The following is a 15,326-nucleotide window of genomic DNA, read 5'->3' on the forward strand; positions in this document are numbered from 1 at the left end:
CGGACCGCCGAGAAACTCACTGGACCACCCCCGGTCGGCCGGGACAGGGTGCCACCATGGCCCTCGACATCAGCCCCTGCGCCACCGACGACGACCTGGAGGCGTGGCGCCGGGTGCGGATCGCGGTGATCCCCTACGAGCGCACCCAGTCGATCGCGGAGATCAGGGCCGACGCGACGCCGGAGCGGCTGCTCGTCCTGGCGCGCGAGGACGGCGTGGTCGTGGGGTCGGGGATGGCCACCCGCTCGGAGATCGGCAAGGCCGGCACCGTCATCCCGCGCGTGCTGCCCGAGCACCGCCGACGTGGCTACGGCACCGCGTTGCTGGAGCGCCTGGTCGACCACGTCGCGGGTCTCGGCCACCCGACCGTGCGCGCGGGCGCCGACGACGACGGCTCGCTCGCCTTCGCCCGCCGGTTCGGCTTCGAGGAGGTCAACCGGGAGGTCGAGCAGACCTACCGCCTCACCGGTCCGGTCGAGCCGACGCCCGCGCCCGCCGGCATCGAGGTCGTCACCGCGCAGGAGCGTCCCGGGCTGTGGGAGGCCGCCTACGAGGGCTTCGGCCTCGAGGCGCTCGCCGACTTCGCCGTCGACGCCCCGCTCGAGGTCAGCCCGGAGGGGTGGACGCGGTCGTGGCTGGGCGACCCGATGTTCCTCGCCGTCCACGACGGGGACGTCGTCGGGTGCGCGGGTCTCGGCCTCGACCCCGACCAGCCGACCCGCGCCGAGAACGGCCTCACCGCCGTACGCCGTGACTGGCGCGGTCGCGGACTCGCCGTGCACCTCAAGCTGGTCACCCTCGCCTGGGCCGCCGAGCACGGCATCGAGGAGGTCTACACCTGGACCCAGGACGGCAACGCCGCGATGCGCGCCCTCAACGAGCGCCTCGGCTACGACACGACCATGGTCGGGATCCAGCTCGCCCGGCCGCTCGCCGGCCTGCTCGGCCACGCCTGACCGGGACGGACCTTTACCCGGCGGCGCCGCTCGCCGTAGCGTCGCCCGCGTGCGCCACCGCCTCCGCACCACCCGCCTGTCCCTGTCCTTCGCCACGGTCCTCGCGACCGCCCTGGCCGGCGGCCTGCTGACGGGGCCACCTCCGTCGGTCGCAGCCGTTGACGTCGCCGGTCATCCGGAGGCAAAGGCCCCGCAGCTCCGGGTGCGAACCGTCGCGCAAGCCCTCCAGCACCCGTGGGACGTCCAGCAGGCCACGGGCGGCCGCCTCGTCGTGGCCGAGCGCGACCGCGCCCGCCTCAGCGTCGTACGCAAGGGCAAGCGGCGCACCCTCGCCGGCCTCTCGAAGCTGGTGTGGGTCTCCGGCGAGACGGGCCTCATGTCCCTCGCGGTCGACCCCGGCGCGCGGACGCTGTGGGCGTGCCACGGCAGCAGGAAGGGCGGCAGGCACGTCCAGGTGAGCCGCTGGCGCGTCGACACGACGTGGACCCGCCTCAGCGGCCACCGCACCGTCCTGACCGGACTTCCCTCGACCTCGGGTCGCCACGGCGGCTGCCGGCTGCTCCTCGACCGCGACAGCGACGCCCTCTTGGTCGGCACCGGCGACGCCGCCGTGGGGACGAACCCGCGCAACCTCGACTCGCTCGGCGGCAAGGTGCTGCGCGTCCACCGCGACACCGGCGCACCGATGGCCGACAACCCCTACGCCGACGCGAGCAGTGCTCGGCGCTTCGTGTGGACCTACGGCCACCGCAACGTCCAGGGCCTCGCCCAGCGCGACGACGGCTCGGTCTGGTCGGTCGAGCACGGCAGCGACCGCGACGACGAGGTCAACCGGCTCGTCGCCGGCGGCGACTACGGCTGGAACCCCGTCCCCGGCTACGACGAGTCGGTCCCGATGACCGACCAGTCGCTGCCGGGCGAGCAGCAGGCAGCAGCCTGGTCCTCCGGCGAACCGACGATCGCCACGTCGGGTGCAGCGTGGGTCCGCGGTCCGCGGTGGGGCGCGCTCGAGGGCACGCTCGCCGTCGCTGCGCTGAAGGGCTCCGAGGTCCTGTTCCTGCGCTTCGACGCGTCCGGCGGCCTCACCTCGGTCACCCGCCCGTCCCGGCTGCAGCGGTTCGGCCGACTGCGGTCGATCACGTCGGCCCGCGACGGCGACCTGCTGCTCACCACCGACAATGGCGTGCGCGACCGCGTCGTACGGGTGTCGCCGCGCTGAGCGTGACCGTCGCCACAGCGCCGTACCCACGGGTCGGCACTAGCCTGACAGGTGGTCCGTGGACTCCATGAGGGAGCCGCGAGATGACGAGGAGTGAGCATGCCTGAAGAGACCGCCCCCTATGGTTCCGGCCCGGCTGCCTCGCAGCAGTCCGCCCCCGTGAAGCGGGTCCGCACCCATCACCTGCGGGAGATGAAGGAGCGCGGCGAGAAGATCACGATGCTGACGGCGTACGACATGTACACCGCCGCGACCTTCGACGAGGCGGGCATCGACCTGCTGCTCGTCGGCGACTCCGCGAGCAACAACGTCCTCGGCAACGAGACCTCGCTGCCGGTCACGGTCGACGAGCTCCTCCCCCTGACCCGCGCCGTGGCGCGCTCGGTGAAGCGCGCGATGGTGGTCGGCGACCTGCCGTTCGGCAGCTACCAGGCCTCGCCCGAGCAGGGCTACCTCACCGCGGTCCGCTTCATGAAGGAGGCAGGCGCCCACTGCGTCAAGCTGGAGGGCGGCGCCGAGATGGCCCCCGTCATCGCGAAGTGCACGCAGGGCGGCATCCCCGTCATGGCCCACATCGGCTTCACCCCGCAGTCCGAGCACACCCTCGGCGGCTACCGCGTGCAGGGCCGCGGCGACGCCAGCGACCGCGTGATCGCCGACGCGCGCGCCGTGCAGGAGGCGGGTGCGTTCGCCGTCGTGATGGAGATGGTCCCCGGCGACGTCGCGGAGCAGATCAGCAAGGAGCTGACCATCCCGACGATCGGCATCGGCGCCGGCGCCGGCTGCGACGGACAGGTCCTGGTGTGGCAGGACGCCTTCGGCCTGCGCACCGGGCGGATGGCGCGCTTCGTCAAGCAGTACGCCGACGTGCACGGCGTGCTGCTCGAGGCGGCGAGGGCGTACGCGGACGACGTCCGCGGCGGCACCTTCCCGGGGGCCGAGCACACGTTCTGACCGCCCGTCGGTGACAGGTGGCCGGTGACAACGTCCGCCGCGCACGGCAGGATCAGGCATCCCGACGACGCGAGGAGCCCTCCGTGAGCGAGACCCCGGCCGAGAAGACGACAGGCACCACGTCCACCGCGAAGAAGACCCCCGCGAGGAAGGCGACCGCGAAGAAGTCGACGAGCGCCGCCGCGAAGAAGACGGGCACCACCAAGAAGGCCGCCACCACCAAGAAGGCCGCCACCAGGACGACGACGAGCGCCGCCAAGAAGGCGCCCAGCAAGAAGGCACCGGGCAAGAAGGCACCGGGCAAGAAGGCACCGGGCAAGAAGGCACCGGCCCGGAGGTCGACGGCGAAGAAGACCTCCACGACGAAGTCGACGGTCGCCAGGACGGCGGCGAGCGCGACGACGTCGGGGACGACCGCGTCCGACAAGCCGGTGGCTGCTGCGGCGCGCCGCTCGCACGCCGAGCGGGCTGCTGACGTCGGGGCCCAGGCGGTGTCCACGGCGGCGATGGTCCAGAAGGTCGCGCAGGACACCGCGGAGCGGGTGGCGGCCGAGACGGCCGCGCGCGTGAGCAAGCAGTACGAGGCGGCGATCGCCGAGCTCACCAAGACCCTCGACAAGAACACCAAGCGGGCACTGAAGAGCGTCCGTGCGGCTGCCGACGTCGCTCAGGCGGCCAACCCGGTCAAGGGCAAGAAGAACAGGAAGAAGTGATCAGTTGTCCGGCGTGCCGTCGGTGACCCCGTCGCCGGAGCCGGCGCCGTCGTCGTTCCACTTCGGGTCGTTGTCCCACTCCTCGTTGCGCTCCTCGACCTTCTCGAGGGCGCGCGAGGCCTCTGCGGCCGAGGCGTAGGGGCCGAGGCGGTCGCTGTTCTTGCAGCCGTCCCTGCCCTCCACCGCGTGGTGCGTCAGGCAGAACCAGTATTCGTTCTCGCTCATGGGCCGAAACTACACTCGCGCCGTGCCTGTCGTATCCCCCGCAGAGGTATCTGCGCGTCGTCCCGTGCCCGCCCACATCGCCCGCCCGGAGTACGTCGACCGGCCGGCGCCGCAGCGGTTCACGGGCGAGGAGGTCAAGGACGCCGAGACCATCGAGCGCATGCGGGTCGCCGGTCGCCTCGCCGCCCAGGCCCGCGACCTCGTCGGCTCCCACGTCGTGCCCGGTGTCACCACCGACGAGCTGGACCGCATCGGCCACGAGTTCCTCTGCGACCACGGCGCCTACCCCTCGACGCTGGGCTACCGCGGCTTCCCGAAGTCGCTGTGCTCGAGCGTCAACGAGGTCATCTGCCACGGCATCCCCGACGCGCGGGTCGTCGAGGACGGCGACATCGTCAACATCGACATCACCGCCTTCATCGGCGGCGTGCACGGCGACACCAACGCCACGTTCCTCGCCGGCGACGTCGACGAGGAGACGCGGCTGCTCGTGGAGCGCACGAAGGAGGCGCTCGACCGGGCCATCAAGGCGGTCAAGCCCGGCCGCCGGGTCAACATCATCGGCCGGGTGATCGAGGCGTACGCCAAGCGCTTCGGCTACGGCGTGGTCCGCGACTTCACCGGGCACGGCATCGGCACGTCGTTCCACTCCGGGCTGATCATCCCCCACTACGACGACGAGCGCTTCGACGACGAGATCCGGGTCGGGATGACCTTCACCATCGAGCCGATGCTCAACCTCGGCACGCCCGACTACGACATGTGGGACGACGGCTGGACCGTCGTCACCAAGGACCGCCGCCGCTCGGCGCAGTTCGAGCACACCCTGCTCGTCACCGAGGATGGCGCCGAGGTGCTGACGCACCCCTAGACTTCTTCCCGAGTGGGTCGGCCGGGCGGCCGCGGCTCGCCGCTCCGGTGGCGGGTCGAGGAAGGTCCGGGCTCCACAGGGCAGGGTGGTGGCCAACAGCCACCCGGGGCAACCCGCGGGATCAGTGCCACAGAGAACAGACCGCCGGTCCTCGGACCGGTAAGGGTGAAACGGTGGTGCAAGAGACCACCAGTGCGCCGGGCGACCGGCGCAGCTAGGCAAACCCCACCCGGAGCAAGATCAGACAGGATGCGTTCGAGGGCGGCCCGCCCGAGCATCCGGGTAGATCGCACCAGGCGGCCGGCAACGGTCGTCGCAGATGGATGGTCGCCCCCGCAGCTGCGGGACAGAACCCGGCCTACAGGCCGGCCCACTCCCCCGGCAGCCCCGCGGTCGAGGAGAGCCCGAGAGGCTGCCGGGGCACGACCTGCGCGCCGCGCTGCAGTCGCTCGTGCTCGACTCGTGCCTGCGCATCCGCATCCCGCGCGGCTCGACCTGACCGGCCGGACCTCCGGTCCTCGCAGCTCCTGACCCGCTCCGCGCCGAGGCAGGTGTCCCGCCCCTTGCGGCCGTTCGCGAAGTCCCCGCGCCCCTGGCCCAGGTCCAGGACGTCCGGCCCGCGTGTGGCGACGACGGAGTCGCGGCCACCGCGCATCACCGCCTCCAGGCTGCGTCCCCCCTGCATGAGCAGGTCGTCGTTGCGGGGGGTGCCGCGGAACCGCCAGCGCTCGTCCTTGCTGAATATCGCCATCACTTCGAGGCCGCGCACCCGACCGGCCCGCTCCCTGGTCCGGAGGATCCCGCGGCCCTGGTCCACCGTGATCGTCGAACCCTTCCCGAAACCTCCCTTGCGCACGTTGAGGACGGCGAGGTCTCTCGAACCGCCTCCGTCGACCGACATCCCGCGGGACGAAGGGGCCAGCCTGAAGAAGATGCTGTCATGGCCTCCCCCACCGTCGACCTCGACATCCGCCACGGCCTCGACCAGCAGCTCGTCCGCCCCGTCCTGACCGCGCAGGACGGCCGGGTCGGTCGCCGGATGGACCTCGAGGTGGTCCGTGTCCTCCCCGCCACGCGCCGTACCTCCGGCCCGCCCCAGCAGGATCGAGTCGATGCCCGGCCCTCCGTCGATCTCGTCCGGGCCGTCGGCACCCGGCTCGACGTCGGCGTCCGTCAGGTTGGCGTAGAGCGAGTCGTTGCCACCGGCGCCGTCGATCTGGTCAGCGCCCCCGCGACCGGTCAGCACGTCGAGGTACGGCGATCCGATCATGACGTCCGCGGTGCGCGTGCCGACGATGCCCATGGCCTCCGTCACGACGATCTGGTCGGTGCCCGACGGCTCAGCCACGACGCCCAGTCCACCGACCGGGGTGAGGTCGGCCCTGATGCCACCCGGGAAGCCGGCGGCGAGGAGGTCCGAGTAGACCACGGTGTCCGCCGGGACGGAGTAGTCGTCGCGCGTCAGGGGATCGAGGCCGCCGTCGACGTGGTCGTCGCCCACTCCCGGCCAGATGACGTCGCCGCCGGCATCGCTGTTGAACCCGCCGAGGATGCGGTCGTCACCCGCGAACCCTGCCAGGCGATCCGAGCCTTCATCGCCACAGATGACGTCGTTGCCGAGGAATCCGGAGATCGTGTCGTCACCCCCCAGTCCGACCATCACGTCGTCGCCGTTGGTCCCGGTCAGCACGTCGTCCCCGGGCGTGCCGAGATGTGTCGCGGGCCGGCCCTCGCACGTCCCCGCGGCTGCACTCGCCGGGACGGCGGCAAGCAGCGGCGCGACGAGCGCGATGCCCGCCAGGGCCAGGCGAGGCCCCGTGGTTCGTCCAGCTGTGCCTCGGTGTGTGTCCATGTCCTCGTCCCTTCCCCGCATCCGATGCCATTCAGGATGAGCGCCACCCGGGCGCCACACATGGGACGGGAGTCCCGAACGCTCCGGGAAGAACGGGACGTCCTCGGGTCAGCCGACGTGCACTGCTGCGGGTCCGGCCGGCACGTCGTAGCGATGGCGCACGACTCCGCCGTCGAGCTTCGTCAGGACGTGGTGCGCCAACCGTGCGGTCGTGGGCGCCACGGACAGGTTCTGGCACCCGTACAGCCGGCTGGACCACGCGTCGGGACGCTGGTGGCGGATGCGCACGTCGAGCACCTCGGAAGGCCGCCAGCCCGGCACCGGTCTGCCACTGGACGGGGCGACCAGCTCGAGTGCGTCCCACTGTCCCATCCACAGCTTCATCTGCAGCTCGAGGGCGGCACACAGCAGAGCCGGGTGCTCATCCACGACCAGCATCCGGTGGTGCACCCGGACCCGGTACGGCTGGCGCTGGCTGCGGGCAACGCCGGCGCGGGCAGCGGCCGCGTCGAGGTCGAGCCCGCAGGCACCGGGATCCTGCAGCCGGCCGGCACACAGCCGTGCGGCGCACGACCAGTCGCCGGCCACGACGTCCGCCAGGGCGTCCAGCGCGGGCGCGAGAAGTCGTGCCCCGGGATGCACGATGGCGACGGCCATGCGGACCCCCTCCTCACCAGTCCCGCCGTGCGAGCGCCAGCGGCGTGAGAGCCAGCCTGGGTCGCCCGTGCCCGGGTCAGGCCGGATGGCCGCGTTTTTCCCGTGAACCGGGGACGAGACTCATCTGAGGTTGACCGCTGGGGTCACGCAGCGTGTCGGCACCGCGAGGGCATCGGGATGACTCAGAAGCCCATGTCGAAGCCGCCGCCGTCGAAGCCGCCGTCGAAACCACCGCCGTCGCCACCCCCGTCACCCCCGCCGCCGTCGCCGCCGTCGCCGCTGTCGCCGCTGTCGCCGCCGTCACCGCCGCCGTCGTAACCGCCACCGAGGTCGCCGAACATCATGCCGCCCATGAACATCCAGGTCATGGGGCCGAAGGCGCCGAAGTAGCCCATCGCGTACGGCTCGTAGGCGCGGCCGCCCTGCCAGTACGGGACTCGCTGCGGTCCGACCATCACCTTGCGCACGTCCGGCTCGGCGCCGGCACGGACGCGCTCGACGTCGAGGGCGCAGGCAGGCACGTCCCGCTCGACGCCGTCCGGCGGGACGAAGGGCACGTCGGCCACCGAGGGGCCGTGACGAGGGTCGAAGAAGCACGGCGGGCGGCGGGTCGGCAGCGGCTCGCCGGCGACGCGGGAGCGTACGCATGCGACGGCGTAGCGACCGTCCTCGACGATCGCCGTGACGTGCCGGATGTCCTCGGGGCCGTTGATCGAGTCACCTGCCGTCTTGGCGGACTCGTAGGCGTCGAGCGCACGCTGGTAGTCGGCCGTGGCGCCGGCGTCGAGCTCGTGACCGCTCATCTCCAGGTCGAGCTGCTGCAGGTCCTCGCCGAAGGCGGTGATGTCCTCGAAGGCGAGCTTCTTCACCGGAGCGAGCTCGTCCTCCCGCCGGGCCAGCTCACGCTGCGTGTTGCGGCGCGACGCACCGACCGCGACGGCTCCGAGCACCGCGAGGATGACCACGACCAGGATCAGCTCCATGACGAGAGCCTACGTCCGGGTGCGGGAGGGCACGACGTCGTACGCCACCCTGACGTGCTGGCAGGCCCGTGGCTGCGACTCGCAGGGACGACGGCTCTGGGTGAAACCTCCGTCTGATCTGGGGCGCCCGTGGGGTGCACGACGTCGGGTCGGCGCCCACAGTGAGGAGGTGAGCAGCCAGCCCTCCACCCGACGCGGCACCGCCGCCGACGCGGCCGCCACGCTCGCTGTCCTCGTGGTCGGCGCATCACTGCTGGCGATGATCGCCCCGCTGACCTCGGCCCTCGCGGTCGTGCTGGCCGCCCTGCTCTACATCCCCGTGCGTCTTCGCGCCGTGTGACAGTCAGAGCCCCGGCAGGCGCAGCACGTGGCCACCGGCGGCCTTGGTGGCGAGGTAGCCGTGGTTGACCGGGCTCAGGTGCAGGCCGGTGCGCACCCGACGCTCGACCCGGATGCCGGCCGCTTCCAGCTGGTCGCCCTTGTCAGGGTTGTTGGAGAGCAGGTCGAGCCGGTCGACGCCGAGCGCCTCGAGCATCTGCACCGCGACCGTGTAGTCGCGCGCGTCGTCGGCGAAGCCGAGCGCCCGGTTGGCCTCGTAGGTGTCGAGCCCGCGGTCCTGCAGGGCGTAGGCGTCGATCTTGTTGTAGAGCCCGATGTCGCGTCCCTCCTGCCGCAGGTAGAGCAGGTAGCCGCCTGCGTGGCTCACGCGGCGGATCGCCTCCTCCAGCTGGGGTCCGCAGTCGCACCGCGCGCTGCCCAGCACGTCCCCGGTGAGACACTCGCTGTGCAGCCGCACGAGGGGTACGCCGACGGGGCGAGGGTCGCCGACCGCACGGCTCCCCAGCCCGATGGCCACGTGCTCCCGACCGTCGACCAGCCCGTGGAAAGTGGTCAGCCGGGCGGGCACCGGGGTCCCGTCGACCAGGCGGAGCGGCAAGTCCACCGAGCGCCGTACGGACGCGACGGGCGGCTCGACGGGCACTGCATCGACGCTCATCCGGGGTCCCCGCGGAAGTGCGGGCTGGAGGAGCGGAGCGGGGGAAGCCCGCAGTTTCGTGGGGTGGTGGTCATGCAGTCTCCTCGAAGCGCGACGAGAGGGCGTAGCGCAGCAGCACCACGTCGCCGATCTGCTGGGTCTCGGCGAGCCGCGCGCGGTGGCCCGGGTTCCAAGGGAAGGCGCCGTCGCCGACGAAACGCCGTGCCTGGGAGCTGCCGACGAAGAACGGGGCCACGACGAGGTGCAACTCGTCGGCGGCAGCAGCGGTGAGGAACTGGGTGTGCACCCGTCCCCCGCCCTCGACCATCAGCCGTCGCACGCCCCGGTCGTGGAGGTCCGCGATGAGGCTCCCCACCTCGACGTCCGGCCCGCCGTCGACGACCGTCGCCACGTGCGCCAGCCGGCTCCGGGCCGTGCGGATCGACGGGGTGGCGCAGTAGACGATCTTCTCGCTGTCGCCCGTCGCGAAGAAGTTGCTGTCGGCGTCGAGCCGGGCGTGCCGGGTCATCGTCACCTTCGTCGGCGACTCGGCCATCCCCCGCGCCCGCCGCCGCTCGCGCAGGACGGGGTCGCGCACCAGCAGCCGGGGGTTGTCGTCACGCACCGTGCCGGCCCCGACGAGGATCGCGTCGCACTCCGACCGCACCCGGTCCACCCGGCAGAGGTCGGCGTCGTTGGACAGCACCAGCCGCTCCCGCGTGGCGCCGCCGAGGTAGCCGTCGAGGGAGATGCTGCAGCTGAGGATCGTGTACGGGCGCTCAGGCACGGACCCTCCCCCCAGTCGCGGCAGGCGCCGTCGCCGGCCTGCCCGACGCCAGCACCACCACGAGTCCCGGCAGGTTCGCGACGAGCACCATCGCGCCGTACGCCACCGCGGTCGCCACCCCCGTCGCGGCGCCGAGGCCCGACACCGCGAACGCCCACGCCGCCATCCCCTCCCGCGGACCCCAGCCCGCGACGTTGACGGGCAGCCCGGCGGCGACGAGGACCACGAGCACCAGCGGGAGCAGCGTCGAGACGGGAGCCTCGACGCCGACGGCGCGGGCCGCGACGACGTACGTCGCCACGTAGCCCCCCAGCGCCACCACCGAGGCGACGAGGACCCCGGGCCACGACCGGCGCACGAGCAGCCCGAGGCGTACGTCGTCGCGGGCCGTGCGGGCCAGCCGACTCCACCAGCCGTCGCCCCGCGCCGACCGGACCACCAGTCCCGCAACGGCGGCGACCACCACCACGCCGGCCAGCACCCAGGGAAGCGCGGGACGCACGGGCGACGGCACCAGGCCCACCACGAGCACCGCGACGCTGGCCTGGACGGCCTGCCCCGCGACCCGCTCCCAGCCGACCGCACGCAGCGCCCGCCCGGTCTCCCCCGTCGAGCGACCGTGCACGACCCCGCGGTGCACGTCGCCCAGGACCCCTCCGGGCAGGACCGTGTTGAGGAGCTGCGCGCGGTAGCAGGCCGCCACGGCGGCGGGCACGGCGATCTCCACGCCGAGCTCGCGCGCCACGAGGTGCCACCGCCACGCGCACGCGACCGTGCTGACCGCGCCGATGGCCAGACCGAGCAGGAGCACGGCCGCGTCGAGCGATCGCAGGCCCTCGACGACCGAGGCGCTGCCGACCTGCCAGACGACCACCCCGAGGATCGCCGCACCCGCCAGCCGACCCCAGGCCCTCCTCACGCCGCCACCCCCCGCACGACCGCGGCGACGCGGGCGGCCGTGACCGACCAGCCCGCCAGGTCGCCGCGTCGCTCGACCGCCCGCGCCCGCAGCTCCACGCGGAGGCCCGGGTCCGTGAGCCACCGCCGCAGTGCGGCGGTCAGGGCGCCCGGGTCCCCCGGACCCACCAGGATCCCCGGAACGCCGCCTCCCGGCACCTCCCCCAGCGCCTCACGCACCCCGCCGACGTCCGTCGCCACCACCGGAACGCCGTGCGCCAGCGCCTCGGCCACCACCATGCCGTAGGTCTCCACGCGGCTCGGCAGGACCAGCAGGTCCGCACCGGCGTACGCCGCCTCGAGCGCGCCGCCGGCCAACGCGCCTGTCAGCACGAACCGGCCGGCGAGCCCCATCTCGGCACTCGTCTTGAGCACCAGGTCCGCGAAGTCCAGGTCGACGGAGTCGGCGCCTGCGCAGGTGCAGTGCCACGTCAGGTCGCGCAGGTCGCAGAGCGCCGCCAGCAGCTGGTCCTGTCCCTTGACCGGGCTCAGCGTCCCGACGCACAGGAGGTCGGTCCCCCCGGGCGTGCCAGTGGCGAGTCCTGCAGGGTCGACGCCGGGGCCCGCCACGTGCACGTCGGACGGCGCGACGTCGTACTCCTGCACCAGCCAGTCCTTGCACCAGGCGCTCGTCGTGACGACCGACGCGGCTGCCGCGACCACCTGCCGCTCGGCGAGCCGGGCCAGCACGTCGTCGACACCGACCGGCAGGTGCACCAGCAGCACCACCCGTAGCCGCCTGCCCGCCGGCGCCACCACCTCTGGAAGCCGGGACGCGAGCAGTCCGTCGACGAGCACCACCGACCCGTCCGGGATGCCGTCGAGAGCCCGTCGCAGGCCGCCCCTGCCGACACTTGCCGTCCACGGCCAGCCGCCCTCGACCTCGCCGACCTCGACCTGCGAGCCGAGGTCGCGCAGGGCGGCGCAGACGCGTCGGTCGTAGGTGTTGCCGCCGCTCGGCCGCCGCGGGTCGTCGACGCCCCGCGGCACCAGCACGTGCAGGACCCCCGCCGTCACAGCGACCTCTCGTAGCTCGCCGACGCCACGTGGGACTCGTGCAGCGTGACGACCAGTCGGTCGACGTGGTCGGCGGGTCCCAGGTCACCCGCGGCGATCCGCTCGGCCAGGCGGTCGGCGACGTGGCGGGCCAGCACCTCGGTGGTGGTGTTGGTGCCGGAGAAGGCCGGCTCCTCGTCGAGGTTGCGGTAGGACAGCGTCCCGACGACCTCCGCGAGCGCCGCGGCCGCCCGGCCGATGTCGACGAGGATGCCGTCGGAGTCGAGGCTCTCACCACGGAAGGTCGCGTCCACCACGAACGTCGCCCCGTGCAGCGCCTGCGCGGGCCCGAACACCTCGCCGCGGAAGCTGTGCGCGACCATCATGTGGTCGCGGACCGTCACGCCGAACACCGGACCTCCTCATCACCGGCCGGGTAGGTGACCGAGTGGCACAGCGCCGGCAGCTCGCGGGAGACGAGCCGCGGCATCACCTCGGGCAGGTCCTCGAAGGACGACTCGCCGGTCAGCAGGCAGTCGAACGCGTCGTCACGGAGCAGGTCGAGTGCCAGCGCGAGCCGCTGCGAGGTCGTGCGGCTGTCACGCCGCGCAGGCGCCACGCGGCCCACCTGGCTGGCACGCAGCGCGAGCCGCCCGGAGTGGAAGCTGCCCCCGAGCGACACGGTCGTCGGCTCGTCGCCGTACCAGCTGAGCTCGAGCACCGTCCCCTCGCCCGCGAGCAGGTCCAGGCTCCGCTGCAGGCCCGCCGAGGTCGCACTGGTGTGGACGACGAGGTCGCGCCCCGTCGGCGCGTCGTCCGGCAGCGCGAAGTCCACGCCGAGCGCGGCGGCAACCGGGGCGCGGGACGCGTCGACGTCGACCAGGGTCACCGCGGTGCCCGGGACGCGCGAGGCCAGCCGCGCCACGCTGCACCCGAGGACGCCGGCGCCCACGACGGCGATCCGGTCGCCGAGCAGGGGCGGCGCGTCCCAGAGCGCGTTGACCGCGGTCTCGACGATCCCGGCCAGCACGGCGCGCGCCACGGGTATGCCGTCGGGCAGCGGCACGACCGCCTCGGCCGGGACGACGTACGCCGTCTGGTGCGGGTGGAGGCAGAAGACCTCGCGGCCGAGGAGGTCGGCCGGGCCCCCCTCGACCCGGCCGACGTTGAGGTAGCCGTACTTCACCGGCCCGGGGAAGTCGCCGTCCTGGAACGGCGCCCGCATCGCGTCGTGCTGGCTCGCGGGCACGCGGCCGGCGAAGACGAGGCTCTCGGTCCCGCGGCTCACCGCGGAGCGCAGCGTGCGGACGACCACGTCGTCCGGTCGTGGGGTGGGGAGCGCGACGTCACGGATCTCGCCCGCGCCCGGCTCGCGGAGCCAGAAGGCCCGTGCCCGCATCCGCTCCTCCTCGCCCGGTGAACCGCGACGACGCTGGTCACGTATCCCTCGACGACGTGCTCGTTACCCGGGGTGAACGGAGCAGAGGTGCCGACGGTTCAACGGTGGCGTGGACTCGCCGCGACGAGCCTCACCCTGCTCGCCCTGGCGCTGGTGCTGGTGGTCCTCACGGCGCCCGACCGGCTCGACGAGATGTCGCCGAGCGCGTTCCTGCGGCTCCCGGTGGAGCTGGTCGTCCTCGTCGCGCTGCTGCTCGCGCTTCCCGACCGCGCCCGGCGCGTGCGCGGCCTCGTCGTGGCGGCGGCCGGCCTGGTGCTCGGCGTGCTCGCCGTGTTCAAGCTGCTCGACCTCGGCTTCGGCCAGGCACTCAACCGCCCCTTCGACCCGATGATCGACTGGCGCTACGCGAGCGACCTCGTCGGAACGGTTCGCGGCTCCGCCCCGGGGGCGCTCGGCGTCGTCCTGCTGGTGGTCGCCGGCCTCGTGCTGCTCGCCGCCCTCCTCGTCGTGCCGCTCGCGCTTCGCCGGGTGTGTCGTTCAGCGGTCCGGCACCGACCGGCCGCGGTGCGCGCTGTCGCGGTGCTCCTGCCACTGTGGCTGGTGCTCACATTGCTCGGCACCCGCGCCGGCACCGTCCCGATCGCCTCGGACGCCGCGGCGTCGTACGTCCTCGCCCAGGTGACCCGGGTGCCGTCCCAGCTGCGCGACCAGCGCGAGTTCGCCCGGGCGGCGGCCGACGATCCAGCCCGGGACACCCCGGCCGCCGAGCTGCTCACCGGGCTGCGCGGCAAGGACGTGCTGGTGGTCTTCGTCGAGAGCTACGGCCGCGTCGCGCTCGACGACCCGGACCTCGCCCCCGGCGTGGTGGCCGCGCTCGACGACGGCACCCGCCGCCTCGCCGACGACGGCTTCCGTGCGCGCAGCGCCTGGCTCACCTCCCCCACCTTCGGCGCGATCAGCTGGCTCGCGCACGCGACGATCCAGTCCGGGCTCTGGGTCGACAGCCAGCAGCGCTACGACCACCTCGTGACCACCGACCGCGAGACCCTGTCGAGCCTGTTCGGCCGGGCCGGCTGGCGGACGGTCGCCTCCGTGCCGGCCAACGACCGCGACTGGCCGCAGGGTGCGTTCTACGGCTTCGACCACGTCTACGACTCACGCAACGTCGGCTACCGCGGGCCGCGCTTCGGCTACCCGACGATGCCCGACCAGTTCACCCTGGAGGCGTTCCAGCGGGCCGAGCTCGCGCCGCGCGACCGGCCGCCGGTGATGGCCGAGATCGACCTCATCAGCAGCCATGCGCCATGGTCGCGCACCCCCGACCTGCTGCCGCAGGAGTCCGTCGGCGACGGGAGCGTCTACGCCGGGATGCCGGATATGCTGCCCTCCGAGGCCGACATCTGGCCGGACGCGGGGCGGGTGCGCGCGGCGTACGCCGATTCGATCGTCTACTCCCTGCAGTCGGTGGTCTCCTTCCTCTCGGCGTACGGCGACGACGACCTGGTGGTGGTGCTGCTCGGGGACCACCAGCCGGCGACCATCGTGTCCGGCGGCTCCGGCCGCGCTCCCGGGCACGACGTGCCGGTGACGGTGATCGCGAAGGACCCGGCGGTCGTCGGGGCCCTCGACCCGTGGGGCTGGGACCCCGGGATGCGGCCCTCGGCCGACGCCCCGGTGTGGCGGATGGACGCCTTCCGCGACGAGCTCCTCCGCACCTACGGCCCCGAGGGCCACACTGGGACGGCACGGGCGGTCACGCGTTGAACCATCCGGACGACGCC

The 15,326-nt window shown here is 73.2% G+C and carries 16 protein-coding genes, 1 other RNA gene and 1 pseudogene; 8 read left to right on the plus strand and 10 right to left on the minus strand.

Features of this window, described 5'->3' with window-relative positions:
• The first annotated feature begins 56 nt into the window (after positions 1-56).
• The 4 genes from ACFQW6_RS06910 to ACFQW6_RS06925 all read left to right on the plus strand — a co-directional run bounded on the left by ACFQW6_RS06910 (position 57) and on the right by ACFQW6_RS06925 (position 3,842).
• The gene (locus tag ACFQW6_RS06910; protein WP_378542664.1) at positions 57-956 is read left to right on the plus strand and encodes a GNAT family N-acetyltransferase; all 900 of its coding nucleotides are present in this window, start codon (positions 57-59) and stop codon (positions 954-956) included.
• 49 nt (positions 957-1,005) lie between these two features.
• On the plus strand, positions 1,006-2,175 hold the full coding sequence (locus tag ACFQW6_RS06915; protein ID WP_378542666.1) for a PQQ-dependent sugar dehydrogenase: 1,170 nt from the start codon (positions 1,006-1,008) through the stop codon (positions 2,173-2,175).
• A 99-nt stretch (positions 2,176-2,274) separates the two neighbouring features.
• Positions 2,275-3,129 (plus strand): 3-methyl-2-oxobutanoate hydroxymethyltransferase, encoded by an 855-nt coding sequence (panB, locus tag ACFQW6_RS06920; protein WP_378542668.1) that lies wholly within the window; start codon positions 2,275-2,277, stop codon positions 3,127-3,129.
• 83 nt (positions 3,130-3,212) lie between these two features.
• On the plus strand, positions 3,213-3,842 hold the full coding sequence (locus ACFQW6_RS06925) for a hypothetical protein (protein WP_378542670.1): 630 nt from the start codon (positions 3,213-3,215) through the stop codon (positions 3,840-3,842).
• On the opposite strand, the gene ACFQW6_RS06930 is transcribed toward ACFQW6_RS06925, so the two are convergent.
• Positions 3,843-4,067 (minus strand): hypothetical protein, encoded by a 225-nt coding sequence (locus ACFQW6_RS06930; protein ID WP_191196149.1) that lies wholly within the window; start codon positions 4,065-4,067, stop codon positions 3,843-3,845.
• On the opposite strand from ACFQW6_RS06930, the gene map reads away from it, so the two are divergent.
• Positions 4,066-4,938, plus strand: a complete 873-nt coding sequence (gene map / locus ACFQW6_RS06935; RefSeq protein WP_378542672.1) for a type I methionyl aminopeptidase — start codon at positions 4,066-4,068, stop codon at positions 4,936-4,938. The two genes, ACFQW6_RS06930 and map, sit on opposite strands and share 2 nt — an antisense overlap.
• Positions 4,939-4,951: 13 nt before the next feature.
• Positions 4,952-5,315: RNase P RNA component class A (rnpB, locus tag ACFQW6_RS06940), an RNA gene on the plus strand.
• Positions 5,316-6,136: 821 nt separating this feature from the next.
• Here the strand turns inward: rnpB and ACFQW6_RS06945 are convergent.
• From ACFQW6_RS06945 to ACFQW6_RS06955, 3 genes and pseudogenes are all read right to left on the minus strand, one after another.
• Positions 6,137-6,811: pseudogene (locus ACFQW6_RS06945) on the minus strand (calcium-binding protein); the annotation flags it as partial.
• Positions 6,812-6,898: 87 nt separating this feature from the next.
• Entirely contained in the window at positions 6,899-7,447 is a 549-nt protein-coding gene (locus tag ACFQW6_RS06950) for a hypothetical protein (protein WP_378542674.1), read from the minus strand.
• A gap of 182 nt (positions 7,448-7,629) precedes the next feature.
• Complete coding sequence (locus ACFQW6_RS06955) at positions 7,630-8,430, minus strand: hypothetical protein (RefSeq protein WP_378542676.1); 801 nt, start codon at positions 8,428-8,430, stop codon at positions 7,630-7,632.
• Between ACFQW6_RS06955 and ACFQW6_RS06960 the strand changes: the two genes are divergently transcribed.
• Positions 8,429-8,770, plus strand: a complete 342-nt coding sequence (locus ACFQW6_RS06960) for a hypothetical protein (protein WP_378542678.1) — start codon at positions 8,429-8,431, stop codon at positions 8,768-8,770. The genes ACFQW6_RS06955 and ACFQW6_RS06960 overlap by 2 nt on opposite strands.
• A gap of 3 nt (positions 8,771-8,773) precedes the next feature.
• On the opposite strand, the gene ribA is transcribed toward ACFQW6_RS06960, so the two are convergent.
• The 6 genes from ribA to ACFQW6_RS06990 all read right to left on the minus strand — a co-directional run bounded on the left by ribA (position 8,774) and on the right by ACFQW6_RS06990 (position 13,545).
• On the minus strand, positions 8,774-9,427 hold the full coding sequence (ribA, locus tag ACFQW6_RS06965) for a GTP cyclohydrolase II (RefSeq protein ID WP_378542680.1): 654 nt from the start codon (positions 9,425-9,427) through the stop codon (positions 8,774-8,776).
• A 70-nt stretch (positions 9,428-9,497) separates the two neighbouring features.
• Positions 9,498-10,193, minus strand: coding sequence for a RibD family protein (locus ACFQW6_RS06970; protein ID WP_378542682.1), 696 nt, complete (start codon positions 10,191-10,193; stop codon positions 9,498-9,500).
• Positions 10,186-11,112 carry a lysylphosphatidylglycerol synthase transmembrane domain-containing protein gene (locus ACFQW6_RS06975; protein WP_378542684.1) on the minus strand — a complete coding sequence of 309 codons (927 nt, stop codon included), beginning with the start codon at positions 11,110-11,112 and terminating at the stop codon, positions 10,186-10,188. The genes ACFQW6_RS06970 and ACFQW6_RS06975 overlap by 8 nt, the downstream gene beginning before the upstream one ends.
• A complete protein-coding gene (locus ACFQW6_RS06980; RefSeq protein ID WP_378542686.1) occupies positions 11,109-12,167 on the minus strand; it encodes a glycosyltransferase family 4 protein in 1,059 nt (352 codons plus the stop codon). The genes ACFQW6_RS06975 and ACFQW6_RS06980 overlap by 4 nt, the downstream gene beginning before the upstream one ends.
• Entirely contained in the window at positions 12,164-12,559 is a 396-nt protein-coding gene (locus ACFQW6_RS06985; RefSeq protein WP_378542688.1) for a 6-pyruvoyl tetrahydropterin synthase family protein, read from the minus strand. The genes ACFQW6_RS06980 and ACFQW6_RS06985 overlap by 4 nt, the downstream gene beginning before the upstream one ends.
• Positions 12,547-13,545: a zinc-binding alcohol dehydrogenase gene (locus ACFQW6_RS06990; RefSeq protein ID WP_378542690.1), complete on the minus strand. Its 999-nt coding sequence runs from the start codon at positions 13,543-13,545 to the stop codon at positions 12,547-12,549. The genes ACFQW6_RS06985 and ACFQW6_RS06990 overlap by 13 nt, the downstream gene beginning before the upstream one ends.
• A 72-nt stretch (positions 13,546-13,617) precedes the next feature.
• On the opposite strand from ACFQW6_RS06990, the gene ACFQW6_RS06995 reads away from it, so the two are divergent.
• Complete coding sequence (locus tag ACFQW6_RS06995) at positions 13,618-15,309, plus strand: sulfatase-like hydrolase/transferase (protein WP_378542691.1); 1,692 nt, start codon at positions 13,618-13,620, stop codon at positions 15,307-15,309.
• The last annotated feature ends 17 nt before the right edge of the window (positions 15,310-15,326 follow it).

Origin of the sequence: Nocardioides sp. GCM10028917, assembly GCF_042666175.1 — a bacterium.
Lineage (GTDB): Bacteria > Actinomycetota > Actinomycetes > Propionibacteriales > Nocardioidaceae > Nocardioides.